Annotated in this window: 14 protein-coding genes and 1 riboswitch; of the genes, 9 read left to right on the plus strand and 5 right to left on the minus strand. The window is 43.7% G+C overall.

The window, feature by feature from the left end:
* Positions 1–326: 326 nt before the first annotated feature.
* The 3 genes from cynS (at position 327) to QUA40_RS09025 (ending at position 3,063) form a co-directional block, all read left to right on the plus strand.
* Complete coding sequence (gene cynS / locus QUA40_RS09015; protein WP_333124208.1) at positions 327–770, plus strand: cyanase; 444 nt, start codon at positions 327–329, stop codon at positions 768–770.
* A gap of 227 nt (positions 771–997) precedes the next feature.
* Complete coding sequence (gene clpX / locus QUA40_RS09020; RefSeq protein WP_333124211.1) at positions 998–2,380, plus strand: ATP-dependent protease ATP-binding subunit ClpX; 1,383 nt, start codon at positions 998–1,000, stop codon at positions 2,378–2,380.
* Positions 2,381–2,613: 233 nt separating this feature from the next.
* Positions 2,614–3,063 (plus strand): type IV pilin-like G/H family protein, encoded by a 450-nt coding sequence (locus tag QUA40_RS09025; protein ID WP_333124214.1) that lies wholly within the window; start codon positions 2,614–2,616, stop codon positions 3,061–3,063.
* Here QUA40_RS09025 and QUA40_RS09030 read toward each other — a convergent pair.
* Positions 3,055–4,317 carry a serine/threonine-protein kinase gene (locus QUA40_RS09030; protein WP_333124217.1) on the minus strand — a complete coding sequence of 421 codons (1,263 nt, stop codon included), beginning with the start codon at positions 4,315–4,317 and terminating at the stop codon, positions 3,055–3,057. The two genes, QUA40_RS09025 and QUA40_RS09030, sit on opposite strands and share 9 nt — an antisense overlap.
* 58 nt (positions 4,318–4,375) lie before the next feature.
* The gene (locus tag QUA40_RS09035; RefSeq protein ID WP_333124221.1) at positions 4,376–6,373 is read right to left on the minus strand and encodes a serine/threonine-protein kinase; all 1,998 of its coding nucleotides are present in this window, start codon (positions 6,371–6,373) and stop codon (positions 4,376–4,378) included.
* Between the two features lie 148 nt (positions 6,374–6,521).
* Positions 6,522–6,668, plus strand: a riboswitch (cobalamin riboswitch).
* 22 nt (positions 6,669–6,690) lie between these two features.
* On the opposite strand from QUA40_RS09035, the gene QUA40_RS09040 reads away from it, so the two are divergent.
* From QUA40_RS09040 to QUA40_RS09060, 5 genes are all read left to right on the plus strand, one after another.
* Complete coding sequence (locus QUA40_RS09040; protein WP_333124223.1) at positions 6,691–7,101, plus strand: DUF1636 domain-containing protein; 411 nt, start codon at positions 6,691–6,693, stop codon at positions 7,099–7,101.
* 186 nt (positions 7,102–7,287) lie between these two features.
* Positions 7,288–8,322 carry a cobalamin biosynthesis protein CobW gene (cobW, locus tag QUA40_RS09045; RefSeq protein ID WP_333124226.1) on the plus strand — a complete coding sequence of 345 codons (1,035 nt, stop codon included), beginning with the start codon at positions 7,288–7,290 and terminating at the stop codon, positions 8,320–8,322.
* A 181-nt stretch (positions 8,323–8,503) separates the two neighbouring features.
* A complete protein-coding gene (locus tag QUA40_RS09050) occupies positions 8,504–9,475 on the plus strand; it encodes a GTP-binding protein (protein WP_333124228.1) in 972 nt (323 codons plus the stop codon).
* Positions 9,476–9,521: 46 nt separating this feature from the next.
* Positions 9,522–9,662, plus strand: coding sequence for a hypothetical protein (locus QUA40_RS09055; protein WP_333124231.1), 141 nt, complete (start codon positions 9,522–9,524; stop codon positions 9,660–9,662).
* 2 nt (positions 9,663–9,664) lie between these two features.
* Positions 9,665–10,762 (plus strand): WD40 repeat domain-containing protein, encoded by a 1,098-nt coding sequence (locus QUA40_RS09060; RefSeq protein ID WP_333124233.1) that lies wholly within the window; start codon positions 9,665–9,667, stop codon positions 10,760–10,762.
* Between the two features lie 76 nt (positions 10,763–10,838).
* Here the strand turns inward: QUA40_RS09060 and QUA40_RS09065 are convergent, their stop codons facing one another.
* Together QUA40_RS09065 and QUA40_RS09070 are read right to left on the minus strand one after the other, a co-directional pair.
* On the minus strand, positions 10,839–11,675 hold the full coding sequence (locus tag QUA40_RS09065) for a metal ABC transporter permease (protein WP_333124235.1): 837 nt from the start codon (positions 11,673–11,675) through the stop codon (positions 10,839–10,841).
* A gap of 96 nt (positions 11,676–11,771) precedes the next feature.
* Positions 11,772–12,491: a metal ABC transporter ATP-binding protein gene (locus tag QUA40_RS09070; RefSeq protein WP_333124237.1), complete on the minus strand. Its 720-nt coding sequence runs from the start codon at positions 12,489–12,491 to the stop codon at positions 11,772–11,774.
* A gap of 90 nt (positions 12,492–12,581) precedes the next feature.
* On the opposite strand from QUA40_RS09070, the gene QUA40_RS09075 reads away from it, so the two are divergent.
* Entirely contained in the window at positions 12,582–13,631 is a 1,050-nt protein-coding gene (locus QUA40_RS09075) for a metal ABC transporter solute-binding protein, Zn/Mn family (RefSeq protein WP_333124240.1), read from the plus strand.
* 111 nt (positions 13,632–13,742) lie between these two features.
* On the opposite strand, the gene QUA40_RS09080 is transcribed toward QUA40_RS09075, so the two are convergent.
* Complete coding sequence (locus QUA40_RS09080) at positions 13,743–14,003, minus strand: DUF7219 family protein (RefSeq protein WP_333037090.1); 261 nt, start codon at positions 14,001–14,003, stop codon at positions 13,743–13,745.
* Positions 14,004–14,147 lie beyond the last annotated feature (144 nt).

Raw genomic sequence — 14,147 nt, forward strand, 5'->3', positions numbered from 1 at the left:
TTGCGCGTGTAACTTTTATTACATATACTGCCAACTGTACCATTGCCACAAGGCAGTTATGAGTTATTTTAGGATTTACCAGTTGTGATACCAGTTGGAAAAAAGAATGCAACTGTTGACTAGCTCTCAACCCTGGTAGTCATCAGTCATTGCGAATCTAACATCTCAAATCTCAAATTGTAGGAGTTGCGGGGGTTAACGAGACCAACTTTTGCTGAAGTTCCGAGCTATCAATTCGATTTTTTTTCTAAAGTTAGTATTGACAAAATCACCAAAATGTGAGACATATTTCACATCTGACACAGAAGTGAAGGGGAGAATATTTAATGGCAATTTCAGGAATTACAGAAAAGCTTTTGGCGGCTAAAAAAGCTAAGGGAATTAGTTTTGCAGATTTGGAAAAAGTTTTGGGGCGCGACGAAGTTTGGATTGCGGCGGTTATTTACCGTCAAGCTACCGCATCAGAAGATGAAGCCGAGAAAATTGTCTCGGCTTTGGGACTAGATAGCGAGACGACTGCGGTTCTCTGTGAACCTGCGTTAAAAGGTTCTTTGGAGGCCTCTGTTCCAGTTGACCCCCTGATTTATCGTTTCTATGAAATTTTGCAAGTTTACGGGATGCCACTCAAAGCAGTGATTCACGAAAAATTTGGTGACGGGATTATGAGCGCGATCGACTTTACTTTGGATGTCGAGAAAGAAGCAGACCCAAAAGGCGATCGAGTGAAAATAATTATGTCGGGAAAATTTTTGGAATACAAAAAATGGTAAGCCCGTGTGGCTTTACTTTTAAGTGAGAATTAAAAATTAAAATTTGCTCGAATGACTAATGACTAATGACTAAAGCCTCAAAAGTGTTAACTTAGAAATAGAGATCGCGAAGCTTGACTGGCTTGGGTGTCCGATCGGGAAACCCTTCTAGGGCAAAGCTAAGGTCGCTCCCCCTGCAACTTCCTCAGTCGAAACAAGCAACCGCAACCGTAAAGTAAGAGGCAAATATGTCAAAATATGACTCCCATCTGAGATGCTCTTTTTGCGGCAAGTCGCAAGAGTACGTCCGCAAGTTAATAGCTGGGCCCGGGGTCTACATTTGCGATGAATGCGTGGAACTGTGCAATGAAATTTTAGAGGAGGAGTTCTTTGACTCCAGTAAAACAATTGGTCAACAGATTCCCCAATCAGAGGTGCGAGAGTCTCAGGGACAAGGAACGCGGCGCCCGGGTCGATCGAACAAATCGAAAATCGTTTTAGCTCAAATTCCGAAACCGACAGATATTAAGCAGCATTTAGACAACCACGTCATCGGTCAGCATTCAGCAAAAAAAGTCCTTTCTGTAGCAGTTTACAACCACTACAAGCGCTTGAGCGTTGACCAAGCTAAAGATAGCGACAAGTCTTCCCCTGACAGCGATGTAGAATTGCAAAAATCCAACATCCTGCTAGTCGGGCCCACAGGTTGTGGCAAAACTTTGTTAGCGCAAAGTTTGGCGCAAATGCTGGAAGTGCCGTTTGCGGTAGCCGATGCAACGACGCTGACAGAAGCTGGATATGTCGGCGACGATGTAGAAAATATTTTGCTGCGGCTGTTGCAAATGTCGGATTTTGATGTCGAATCGGCACAGCGTGGCATTATTTATATTGATGAAATTGACAAGATTGCTCGCAAAAGCGAAAACACTTCGATCACCAGGGATGTATCGGGAGAAGGAGTGCAGCAAGCGCTGCTAAAAATGTTGGAAGGAACGGTGGTTAATGTTCCCCCGCAAGGCGGCCGCAAACATCCTTACCAAGATTTTATTCAAGTTGACACTAGCAAAATTCTATTTATTTGTGGCGGTGCTTTTGTCGGTTTGGAAAAAATAGTTGAACAGCGTTTGGGTAAAAAATCTTTGGGCTTTATTCAGCCAACAGAAACTGACAGCAACTCGACTTTGCCGGCGAAAGACAAGCGCGCCGCTGATATTTTGCAGCAGGTACAGCCTGACGATTTAGTTAAGTTTGGTTTGATCCCTGAGTTTGTCGGGCGGATACCGGTGGTGACGGTGATTTCGCCGCTGGATGAAGCAGCTTTGATGCAGATATTGACTGAGCCCCGGAATGCGCTGGTGAAGCAGTATCAAAAGCTGTTGAAGATGGACAGCGTGGAATTGGAATTCCAGCCGGAAGCGCTACGGGCGATCGCCCAGGAGGCCTATCGTCGCAAAACTGGCGCGAGAGCTCTCCGCAGCATTTTAGAAGAGTTAATGCTGGATGTGATGTACGAGTTGCCTTCTCGCAAGGATGTGGCTAACTGTATGATTACTCCTGAAATGGTCGAGAAGCGATCGACTGCCGAATTGCTGTGGCATCCCGCATGGCGCAAACAGCACGAAACAGCTTAATTTGTAGTTTGTAGGGTGCGCGCTGCGTACCTTACATACTTAGCAGGTGTACCTTATGAGAACTTAAAAAAATGTCAACAGATATAGCTAAAAAAAGTAAAACATCCAGCTTTTCACTATCAAGTTGGCTGTTACGTACTTTGATTTATAGCGTTTTTTTAGCTGGCATAATATCGTCTTTTTACGATTTCAAACTCAACACTATTGTCAAATCAAATGTAATGTCAAACAGTGTGAAATCTTCAGAATCCAAACAATCTAATGTTGCGACAGAAGTACAAAAATATATTGCTTCGATTAATGAAAGGCAGCAAGCTTACTATGCAGAAAATAACAAATTTAGTGATTCCCTTGACAAGTTGGGAGTCAGAGCTCAAGAAAAAATAAATAACACCTATAATTACACAATCCTGTCATCAATGGGCCCAGTTCAAACCTCGTACAATAAACGCGAACCAGCACAATTTGAAAGCGCGATCGTGATTGCCCGACCTGAAAGCAGTGGCGGCCAATCATACACAGGAGCAGTATTTGCTTTCAAATTCAAAAAAGATGTTAGCAGCAATCAACTAATAACAATTTCGGCCATCTGCGAAAGCAAAGGTGATGGATTAACTCTGATTCCGCCAACTCTTGACGGCAAAACAATTCACTGCCCGCCCGGTACAACTATCTTAAGGTAATACCTTTAAACTATTTTGCACCACTCTTTGACCGTCTAAATAAAATTCAAACTGCCAATTCCCAGGCTTGTCATCATATTTAAAGTTGTACCAGCACCAAGTATTTAGTCTATCTGCCGTTGTTGTTAAATAAGATTCACCCTGGGCTGCCAATTTTCCTTGAGAGTCAAATACCTTACAAACACCTTCATATTCTCGGGAGGGCAACTTGGTAAAGCTTACAACAAAATAGACTTTCTGTTGTTGTTTCACCAACACAAAATCTTTAACATTTTGAGATTCTTCTAGCTGGGTAGTGAACATCACTTGAGTCTGAGGTTTTAACTTCTGTTTGAGTTTAACTACTTTTTGAGGTTGAAGAGATTTCATGAAAAATGGGATAAAAATACCAAGGATTACTGTCAATAATCCCACTGATATCAGTGCAATGTTTGACTTTTTAGGCTGGCGAACTATCTCTAGGGGAATCAAGGCATTTAGGGCCGCATCTGCTGAAGCATAGCGGTGTTTAAAATTGGGTTCCACCATTTTTTGCAGCCAGTCAAGAAATTCTGGAGTTAGCTGCAGTAAGCGATGTTTAAAATTAATCCGCCCCGTGTCGTCCATCAAGCTGCCAACTTCGGTAGAATTGATGCCGATTAGCAAGCAAATTAGCGTGGCGCCTAGGCTGTATAAATCGGATGCGACTGTTAGCTGGCGGTTGAACATTTGTTCGGGTGGCATAAAGCCCAAAGTTCCTTTGACAACGCTGCTGGCTGCTACTTCTCCCCCACCAATTCTAGCAAATCCGAAATCGACAAGGCTGACATTTAGGCGATCGTCCACCAAGATATTTTCCGGTTTTAAATCTCTGTGAATCACTGGCGGAACGCGGTTTTGCAAGTATTTGAGTATTTCTAAAACAGAGATAGCAATTTGCTTGGTTCGCTGCGGTGTTTGCTGGCGCGAAGTAGCGAGGGAATTAGCATCTTTGTATTCCTGTACCATGCAGAAACCCGATGCAGTTTGGAAGGAGTCTAAATAGCGGGGAATATTGGGGTTATCTAGTTCTCGCAGAATCTGAATTTCTTTTTCATAAGCTTGATATTCCGCCCAATTAGCGCCAGTCTGGGCAAATTGAAATTGTTTGACAACAACGGAACGTTTAGTATTAATTTCGGTAGCAAGATAAGTAACTCTACCGCCCGCGCGGTTGTGTCCGAGTTCGCGAGTTACTTGATAGCCATAGTTGGAAAAATCAGGAAAATCATTCATAGGTTTCGTACTAAGGACTTCACTCCTTAAAAAGAGTGCAATATCACCGAACAATTGGTTACGGCTTAATTAAATTTGGTTCTAATTTTCGATAGTTGGCAAGAATTCTTCTGGGTCGAAAAACAATCAGTTCAAGTAATGGAATAGCAGTAACTGATAGAAAGACGATAGTCACTCCTCCTAAAGCTACCATTTCCATTGGCTCAACCCATTCTAGTTGAGTGTAAAAATTTAAAAATACTGGCAATACTACTCCTAAGCTAGTACCAAATCCGGCAGTGATAAAGGCTATATTGGTAGCATCTACTTTAATATATTTTTGGGTCGTCAGCTCTGAAATTAGATTGTAAACTACCGAATTAGCAGTTAGGTAAAAAAGAGGAGCAAGGAAAATAAAACCTAGGATTTTTATATCAATTCCACCAAATATTAATTCCAGAAAACTATAGGATACACAACATAATGCAGATGACAATAAAAAGCGAAATAAAATACTTACAGGTCTATTCATATTTCCCAAAAAATGTCCAAATAAAGTTAAGATCGGAGCAATCATTATTACAATAAATGCACCTAATAATTGATATCTTGTATTATCGTCAAAGATTATTAAGTTAAACATGACTAAAATAACGACGGTCAAAATATATAAAATTAATCCAGTCAACCATCTATGTAACGCTCCAAACCAATAATTAGACTTAAGTCTATTTGATTTTGCCATGATTGTGATTTCAGCCATAGCAAGTCCATATAATGCAGTGGAAAAAATACCGAGAGCAGTCAAATAGTTGTAGTCGGTTAAATAGAGATGTGCAATCATGTTCAACAGAAAACCTGCTAATACAAAGCAGCACATAAAATTCAGCCTTCCCTTAGCTAATAAAGTAGTATTTTGGGGTATGGGTAGGGGAGATGTTGTGACTTGCAATTCTATTGTATAAGTATCAGGCTCAGAATTTGCGTGCAATACAAGCTGACGGTTGTAAATTTTATCAGCCAATAATTTACCAGTATCAATTATGATTTGGCAATCAACCTCATTGTTTTCAAAATTCTGCGGTTCAAAGGAGATCCAAGGGTGGTCGTAAGGTGTGTGCGGCGGGTCACTCGGATGTGGTGCGACTTCCCATCTGCCGCAAAGTATTGTATCTGGAATTGGGTTGCTGATTACGAGGGATTGTGTTAATATTTCTCTATAGTCCGTAGCAATACTATTTAGCCGATCGCGATTACTTCTCACTTTCGGCAAACAGCTAACATCCAGAGATTGAAGAACAGCTAAAGCATCAGCGGCTGACTTGTATCGGTCTTGCAATCTCGGTGCTACCATCCTCTCCAGCCAGTTCATCCAACCCTGCGGCAATGGTGGAACTAAATGCCGGAAATGAATGCTATAATTATCATCGATCAAGTTGCCGATATCCACAGATTTTGTACCAGTCAATAAGCAAATCAGCGTCGCCCCTAAGCCGTAAAGGTCGGATGCTTGTGTTAATACCCGGTTAAACATTTGCTCTGGTGGCATGAATCCCATCGTGCCTTTGACTACGCTGCTGGCGGCGATGTTTCCGCCTCCTAAGCGGGCAAAACCGAAGTCTACTAGGTAAACATTTAACTCGTCATCGATTAACAAGTTTTCCGGTTTGATGTCGCGGTGGATTACGGGCGGTTTCTGGGATTGCAGGTAAGCTAGAATTTCTAAAGTGGCGATCGCAATTTGTTTAATATCCGGCGGCGAGAAAGTCCGGGCGATCGCACTTTCAGCATTTTTGTACTCCTGCACCATGCAAAATCCGCTGTCAGTCCCGAAAGCATCGAAATAGCGGGGGATACCTGGAAAATCCAAACTTTCCAGCACTTTGATTTCTTGTTCGTAAGCTTCGTATTCCGCCCAGCTAGCACCTAATTGGGCGAATTGAAATTGCTTGATGACAACAGAGTTTGTTGTGTTAATTTTTGTGGCGAGATAGGTGACGCGGCCGCCCAAACTGTTGTATCCGAGTTCGCGGGATACTTGATAGCCATGTGTGGAAAAGTCGGGAAAAGCGTTCATAAGGTTTGATCGTTCGGACTTCAGTCCTTTAACCGTTATTTAAGAAGGACTAAAGTCCTTACTACGAACGGGGTTAATTTATGTGGGTAGATATTAAAAAGCGCTCTTACCAAGATAACTTTTTAGGGAAAGGGCGGCAAGTGTGGTAAGATTTGAATTCGCGATCGGTTCTAGCGGGGAGCAGCCGTTAGAGGAAACGGGGAAAGTTCGGTGCAAGTCCGGCGCTGTCCCGCAACTGTAATGAAACCCTTGTGGTTTCTCAAGTCAGAATGCCCGCCGATATCTAACTCACTTTTGAACGCATCTGCGAGGTACGGATGATGGATGGAATTAATGCGGCTGTACGCACAAAGCACAGTCTATTTGTTTGCACTGCTTGCGCTAGTGTTTGGAAAAACGGCAAGCGCGAAGGTAAAAGCGGCGGCCAACAATTTATGGAAAATTTGTCGCAACTCGCTAAAAATTGGGAGTTTTCTGATAAATTTGAGATTCAAGAAGTTGAGTGCATGAGTGCTTGCAGTCACTCTTGTGCGGTGTCTTTTGCGGCTGTGGGAAAGTACACTTATCTGTTTGGTGATTTACCTGCAAATGAGTCGGAAAGCGTCGAAGCGGTTCTCGAATGCGCGGGTCAATACTATGCTAAACCGGATGGTTTGTTGCCTTGGTCTGAGCGTCCTCAAGCTTTGAAAAAAGGCGTTTTGGCGAAGATTCCACCACTGGGAAATTAGATAGGTTTGTAGTAAGGACTTTAGTTTTTTCCTTCTCGTTCCTAGGCTTTGCCTGGTAACGCATACGCAGAGGCTCTGCTTGGTATTAAAAGCGCTCCTTTATTCCAGCGAGGCAGATCCTCTAGATTAGTATTCCCAGGCAGAGCCTGGAAGATATCCCATCACCAAATAAGCACAAAATTATCAATGCACAAAATTCCTGTTACTGTCATCACTGGTTTTCTGGGTAGCGGCAAAACTACCTTAATTCGCCACTTATTGCAAAATAATCAAGGTCGCCGCATTGCTGTTCTGGTTAACGAATTTGGCGAAATCGGAATTGACGGAGAACTGCTGCGCGATTGCCAAGTTTGCGACGAAGAAGAAAATGTAAGCAGCAATATTGTTGAACTAACAAATGGTTGTCTTTGCTGCACTGTTCAAGAGGAATTCTTGCCGACTATGCAGGAATTGTTGAAGCGTAGAGAACAAATTGATTGTATCTTAATAGAGACTTCTGGTCTCGCACTTCCTAAACCTTTAATTCAAGCTTTTCGCTGGCCGGAAATTCGCACCGGTGCTACTGTAGACGGTGTTGTTGCTGTTGTCGATTGCGAAGCTATTGCTAGCGGTTCTTTTGTCGGTGATATCGATGCTTTGATGGCCCAGCGGCAGGCTGATTCTAGTTTAGACCACGAAACTCCGATCGAGGAATTGTTTGAAGATCAGTTAGCCTGTGCCGATATGGTACTTTTAACGAAGGTCGATCGCGTAGATGCGGAAACTCACCAGAAAGTCCAAAGCTGGTTGCAGCAAGAGTTACGTCCGAGTGTGAAAATTGTGCCCTGCAAAGGTGGCGAAATTAACCCTGATGTGCTGTTGGGATTTAATGCGGCGGTTGAGGATGATTTGGAGTCTCGCCCGAGTCACCATGACACTGAGGAGGAACACGAACACGATGATGATATTAACTCGACTTTCTTTATTGCCGATCGCGAATTTGAACCTGAAGCTTTGGTGAAAAAGCTGCAATCCTTGATGCAGCAGGAGGAAATCTATCGGATTAAAGGGTTTGTGGCGGTTCCCAAGAAACCGATGAGGATGGTGTTGCAAGGTGTCGGATCACGCATAGAATATTTTTACGATCGTCCTTGGCAACCTTCCGAACTCCGCCAAACCAAACTGGTGATTATTGGTAGAGAGTTAGAGCGCGATCGAATTGCAGCTATGATTAACAATTAATTGTAATTTGAGGGGGCGGGTTGATCGATATTTTGAATTGCAGCAAATATTATTGGTAACACTCGCCTCTAGAAGCTCTCACGAACAATTTATTAACATTATTTAATATTGTGACTACTGCCAGCAAGTCTGGTGTAAAATAGCGATAATGGTTATCATTGTAAAATAATCGAGGTCAAGTATGGTGACTGCTGGGGCGATCGAATCAGTTCCTGTTACCGTTCTCACGGGTTATCTCGGCGCAGGCAAAACTACGCTACTGAACCGCATTTTAACACAGGAACACGGCAAAAAAGTTGCAGTCATCGTCAACGAATTTGGCGAAGTAGGCATTGACAACCAACTGATAATTGATGCCGATGAAGAAATTTTCGAGATGAACAACGGCTGCATTTGCTGTACAGTCCGAGGCGATTTAATTCGGATTATCGGTAACTTGATGAAGCGGCGAGACAAATTCGACCACATAGTCATCGAAACCACAGGTTTAGCCGACCCAGCACCCGTAATTCAGACATTTTTTGTAGACGAAGATATGCGGGACAAATTACTGCTAGACGCAGTTTTCACCGTAGTCGATGCCAAGCACATCGGGCAGCACTGGGACGCAGACGAAGCTCAAGAACAAATTGCCTTTGCCGATGTAGTTTTACTAAACAAAACCGATTTAGTAACTGAGGAAGAACTGGCCGAATTAGAAAAGCGGATTCGCGCCATGAATGCAATGGCAAAAATTCACCGCACCCGCAACGCTGAATTAGAAATGGATGCTTTGTTGGGCGTTAAAGCATTTGATTTGAACCGGGCTTTAGAAATCGAACCAGACTTTTTGGGCGAACACACTCACGAACACGACGAAACAGTTACCTCAGTAGCAATAGTAGAATCCGGCGCTATTGACCGCAACAAATTTAGCGATTGGATGGAGGAATTGTTGCGAACTCAAGGCCCGAATATCTTTCGGACAAAAGGCATTTTGAATGTCGCCGGAGACAACAAGCGGTTTGTTTTCCAAGGAGTACACATGGTGTTTGATTGCCGACCGGATAGACCTTGGAAAGCTACAGAAACTCCGAAAAACGAGCTTGTATTCATCGGTCGCAATTTAAAGGAAAATCAATTGCGAGAGGATTTCCGTAAATGTCTGGTTTAACTGATATATTGAAGCATTTTTAATCAGCCTTTGAGGAACGGGCAAGATGCCTGTTCCACAAGAAGAAAATTCATCTTTTGTGGAACGGAACAGGCAAGATGCCTGTTCCACAAGAAGAAACTTCATCTCTTGTGGAACGGGCATCTTGCCCGTTCTTAAGAATAGTGCAACATCTCTGATTCAATAAATATGGGTAACAAAAAGACAAATAAAAGTGAACAAACCCTGGAAATTCATGCCAAAACAATGCTGTCTGACTACGTAACTGCTGTTACTTGGTCGCCGGATGGCACAACTTTAGCAGTCTCTTCTGCTGCGGGCGAAGTGATGCTGGCGAAAGTAGGGGCAGTTAATGAATTGTCCTTGCAAACGCTACAAACTGCCACGGGTAAATCAGCCGATTGCTTGTCTTTTTCCCGCGACAGTCAATTCCTAGCTGCTGGCGGACAAGACGGAAAAGTGCGAATTTGGCGCGTTAATTCTGGGGAATTAATTGCTGATTTGGATAACCAGCGCGTCTGGGTTGATAAGTTAGCTTGGAGTCCCAACTGCAACCAGTTAGCTTTCAGTATGGGCCGCTACGTTCAAGTATGGAATGCTGAGGATAATGTTGTTGAAGTAACGCTGAATTTCGACTCATCATCTATCCTGGATTTAGCATGGCATCCGATGGTTCAATATCTGGCAGTTAGCGGCTATCAAGGTGTCAAAGTTTGGCATGGCGAAGACTGGGACGAAGACCCGGAAATTTTATCAGTACCCTCTGCAACAGGTGCAGTTTCTTGGTCGCCACAAGGGGAATATTTAGCTTGTGGCAATATGGACAATACTCTCATTGTTAATGAATGGGGTAATTTTGAACCGTGGGTAATGCAGGGTTTTCCGGGGAAAGTTCGGGAGTTAGCTTGGTCGGATAAAACTAATTCTTTGGGTGCACCTTTGTTAGCTGCTTCGAGTTCTCAAGGCATTTCTGTCTGGGAAAGAGACACTGATGAAAGTGTCGGTTGGGAAGGTAGGGCGTTGGAGGTACATGAAAAAGTGGTAAATGCGATCGCCTTTCAACCTAGCACGTTTTTATTAGCTTCCGCCGCCGCAGACGGTCAAGTTTGTTTGTGGTACGAAGCAGAACAATTGCTGCAAATTCTAGAAGGTGCAGAGGGCGGTTTTTCCTGTCTCGCATGGCATCCCGAAGGCCAGTTTCTGGTCGCGGGCGGCTGTGGAGGTGAATTGTTGGTTTGGTCACAATCTATGGGCGGCAAAGATTTCGGGCTCAGCAAGCTGTTATAAGTAGGGCGTTAAATTACTTTTTGCGTAAGTAAGCGTAAAAAACGCACAACAGATAGAGGCTATGCGTCCAAGAGTGTTATCCTCTCTTTCTTGTCAAAACTCCTTGACTGGGACTGAACAGCAAAGCCAGTAAAAATAGCCCAAAAACAACTAATACAATTGCCGCACCAGACGGCATATTCAAATAATAGCTGAGATACATACCAGCCACGCTAGCTGTAATCCCAATAATGGCTCCTAATCCCATCATTAAATGTAGCTCTTTTACCAATAAATACGCCGTAATTCCCGGCCCGATTAATAGCGAAATTACTAACAGCGCGCCCACAGTTTGCAAACTCGCAACAATCGTCAGCGTAATCGCCGAAATCATCCCCAAATAAATCCAGTTTACAGGCAAACCGGACGCTTGCGCCCCCAGCGGATCAAAAGTATAAAAGAGCAATTCTTTGTAAAGGAGTTTAACCGCCACCAAAATAATCAAAGTTATGACAAAAGTCTGCTGCACGTCACTAGGTGCAACTGATAAGATATTCCCGAACAAAAACCCATCTAAGTCTAATTTGGTTGTCCGCAACAGGCTAATCAGCGTGACGCTAATTGCTAAGAATGTAGATAAAATTAATGCCATTACAGCATCAATTTTTAAACGAGATTGTGATTGAATCCACGCCATAATCACAGCGCTGATAATTCCCGATATAAACGCGCCTATAGAAATATTGAAACCTAAAGAAAAAGCTACCGGCAATCCTGCTAATACTGAATGGGCAATCATGTCAACCATCATTCCCATTTGCTGTACAATTAAATACGATCCGACAACGGCGCAGAGAATGCCTAGCAAAATGCCGACGGCGATCGCATTTCGCATGAACTCGAATTGTAGCGGCTCAATTAGAAAATTTAACATTGAATTAGGTTAATAATAGGGTTTTTTCAACCACAATTAACTGCACAGGCAGGATACCCGTGCCACAATCAATTTTAAAGATAAATCTTTTTTTCCTTACGCCGAAACCAAACTTAAATCGTATCCATAGGCTTTTTGAATATTGGCTGCGGTGAGAACTTCTCGGCAGGAGCCAGTTGCAATTAAATGCTTATTTAGCAACAATAAATTGTCGTACTGTTTTAAAGTTTCGCCTAAATCGTGGCTGATTACTAGCAATGTTTTATTTTCGGCTTTGAGTTCTGCAAAAATATCGAAAATAATTTCTTCTGTTGCTTTGTCGATCGCGTTAAAAGGTTCGTCGAAGAAGAATAAATCGGCTTGTTGGGCGATCGACCTTGCTAAAAAAATCCGCTGCTGCTGTCCGCCAGACAGTTCGCCAATTTGTCGATCGCGCAAATCCCACATTCCCACCCGCAGCAAAGCAGCTTTCACCAATTCTTGCGACTGCTTCGAGGGGCTGCGAAACCAACCAGTCTGGACAGTTCGCGCCATCATTACCGCATTCCACACCGTAATCGGATAATCCCAGTCAATTTGCGATCGCTGCGGCACATAAGCCACCCGCGACAACTGTTCTTTCAGCAGCCGCCCCTGATATTTGACCAAACCCCGACAGGCCGGGATCAATCCCAGCATCGCTTTCACCATCGTGCTTTTCCCCGCGCCGTTGGGGCCGAACACACCGGTTAATTGTCCCGATTCTAAATGGAAATTCACGCTGTTGAGGGCCGAAATTCCTCGATAATTGACAGCCAAGTCTTGCACTTCTAGCATAATTAGAGATTTTGAGAACGATTCTTGTTCGTAGCTACTAGAATAGGATAACTCGAAAAAGCAATAACGATTATCGTTCCAAAGGTAAAAATGTTAACGAACTGGGCTGGAAAAACCCGCAGATTGTGCGGTGCGGCTGTTTTGGTAATTGGCTGCGGAGTGGTTGGATGCAGTGGAGGACAGAACGCCAGCAATCCGGTGTCAGAGAGTCCCGGCGCCAACTTGCCCAAAGTCGTCGCTACGACTGGCGTTATCTGCGACATAACTAAAGAAATTGCTCAAAGTTCGATCGCCACCACCTGTCTCATCAAGCCGGGAGACGACCCCCACGCCTACCAAACCAAGCCGGAAGACCGCAAAGCCATTGAAACAGCAAATCTCATTTTATACGGCGGCTACAACCACGAACCCAGCATCATTAAGTTAATTCAATTCAGCAGTAATTCCGCCCCCAAAATTGCCGTACACGAACTCGCCGTTCCCAAACCGCTGATGGGCAAACACGAGCACGAACACGGCGAAGATAAAGCGGAAAACCAACCCCATGCAGAAGGTGAAAAAGTCCCTGACCCTCACGTTTGGCATAACCCTCAAAATGGTATCCGTATGGTAAAAACAATTCGGGATGAATTGATTAAAGTTTCCCCCACCAATGCTCAACTTTATACAAAAAATGCAGCAAGCTTAACAGATGAGTTGCAAAAAATAGATACTTGGATAAAATCTCAGATTGCGACTATTCCAGCCCACAAACGCAAGTTAGTAACAACTCACGATGCTCTGAGTTACTATGCCGATGCTTACGGTTTGGAGATTGCGGGAGCTTTGCAGGGTGTGACAACAGAGGAACAGCCCACCGCAGCAAGAATTGCCCAATTGTCCTCAGAAATTAAGACCGCAGGAGTGCCGACAATTTTTGCTGAAACTACAACTAATCCGAAGTTGATGGAGACTGTGGCGAGGGAGGCAAATGTCAAAATTTCGGACAAGGAACTTTACAGCGACGAGTTGGGCGGCCCCGGCACTGGTGCTGATACATATCAGGGAATGCTGAAAAATAATACTTGCGCGATTATTTCTGGCCTGGGCGGCAATTGCACTCCTTTTGCAACAGAAGCAATACCAACTCCCAAACCATAGAGTTCTTAGGGTGCTTCGTGTACCCCTTACATTTATTGGGTACACAGCAAAAAGCAGCGCTCGCAATCGCAGGGGTTTTCGATTGCAAGCGCAGCGTTTGCTGCGAGGAATTTAAGGTGAATTTGGCTCCTCGGTACTGGGGGGTTTTTGGCCAATTCCTAATTGCTTCTTAGAGGATTTTAAGTCTTTCCAAAGCATCTTAATATCTTTATAGGCTTTCTCAGCGCTAATTTTCCCCCCTGTTTCTAGCGAGCAAATATAAGTTATTTTTTGAGCAAACTCTTGCAAGTTGGCATTAAACGCCAAGTTTTCTGGCGTGAAATCACCGTAGTAGCGATTGCGAGGATGTAAAAAATCTTCCCGCTCTTTCATTGCCCCCTCCTAATTAAACTTTTGGTATTCAACTTTTGGTTCGGTCTCTGCTGTTAATAGCACTATTTGTACTCAGTATCGCGGCGCTAACTTGCTTCTATTGTATTGCGTAAGTAGCAATTGTGCTTTTTCGCTCTGTATTTA

This window comes from Microcoleus sp. Pol11C3 (assembly GCF_036701485.1).
GTDB lineage: Bacteria > Cyanobacteriota > Cyanobacteriia > Cyanobacteriales > Microcoleaceae > Microcoleus.

Excerpts from the sequence above, each read along its gene's own strand:
- cynS (WP_333124208.1), top strand. The coding sequence starts at position 327 with ATGGCAATTTCAGGAATTACAGAAAAGCTTTTGGCGGCTAAAAAAGCT.
- clpX (WP_333124211.1), top strand. The coding sequence starts at position 998 with ATGTCAAAATATGACTCCCATCTGAGATGCTCTTTTTGCGGCAAGTCG.
- QUA40_RS09030 (WP_333124217.1), bottom strand. The coding sequence starts at position 4,317 with ATGAATGATTTTCCTGATTTTTCCAACTATGGCTATCAAGTAACTCGC.
- QUA40_RS09035 (WP_333124221.1), bottom strand. The coding sequence starts at position 6,373 with ATGAACGCTTTTCCCGACTTTTCCACACATGGCTATCAAGTATCCCGC.
- QUA40_RS09040 (WP_333124223.1), top strand. The coding sequence starts at position 6,691 with ATGATGGATGGAATTAATGCGGCTGTACGCACAAAGCACAGTCTATTT.
- cobW (WP_333124226.1), top strand. The coding sequence starts at position 7,288 with ATGCACAAAATTCCTGTTACTGTCATCACTGGTTTTCTGGGTAGCGGC.
- QUA40_RS09050 (WP_333124228.1), top strand. The coding sequence starts at position 8,504 with ATGGTGACTGCTGGGGCGATCGAATCAGTTCCTGTTACCGTTCTCACG.
- QUA40_RS09055 (WP_333124231.1), top strand. The coding sequence starts at position 9,522 with ATGCCTGTTCCACAAGAAGAAAATTCATCTTTTGTGGAACGGAACAGG.
- QUA40_RS09060 (WP_333124233.1), top strand. The coding sequence starts at position 9,665 with ATGGGTAACAAAAAGACAAATAAAAGTGAACAAACCCTGGAAATTCAT.
- QUA40_RS09065 (WP_333124235.1), bottom strand. The coding sequence starts at position 11,675 with ATGTTAAATTTTCTAATTGAGCCGCTACAATTCGAGTTCATGCGAAAT.
- QUA40_RS09070 (WP_333124237.1), bottom strand. The coding sequence starts at position 12,491 with ATGCTAGAAGTGCAAGACTTGGCTGTCAATTATCGAGGAATTTCGGCC.
- QUA40_RS09075 (WP_333124240.1), top strand. The coding sequence starts at position 12,582 with ATGTTAACGAACTGGGCTGGAAAAACCCGCAGATTGTGCGGTGCGGCT.
- QUA40_RS09080 (WP_333037090.1), bottom strand. The coding sequence starts at position 14,003 with ATGAAAGAGCGGGAAGATTTTTTACATCCTCGCAATCGCTACTACGGT.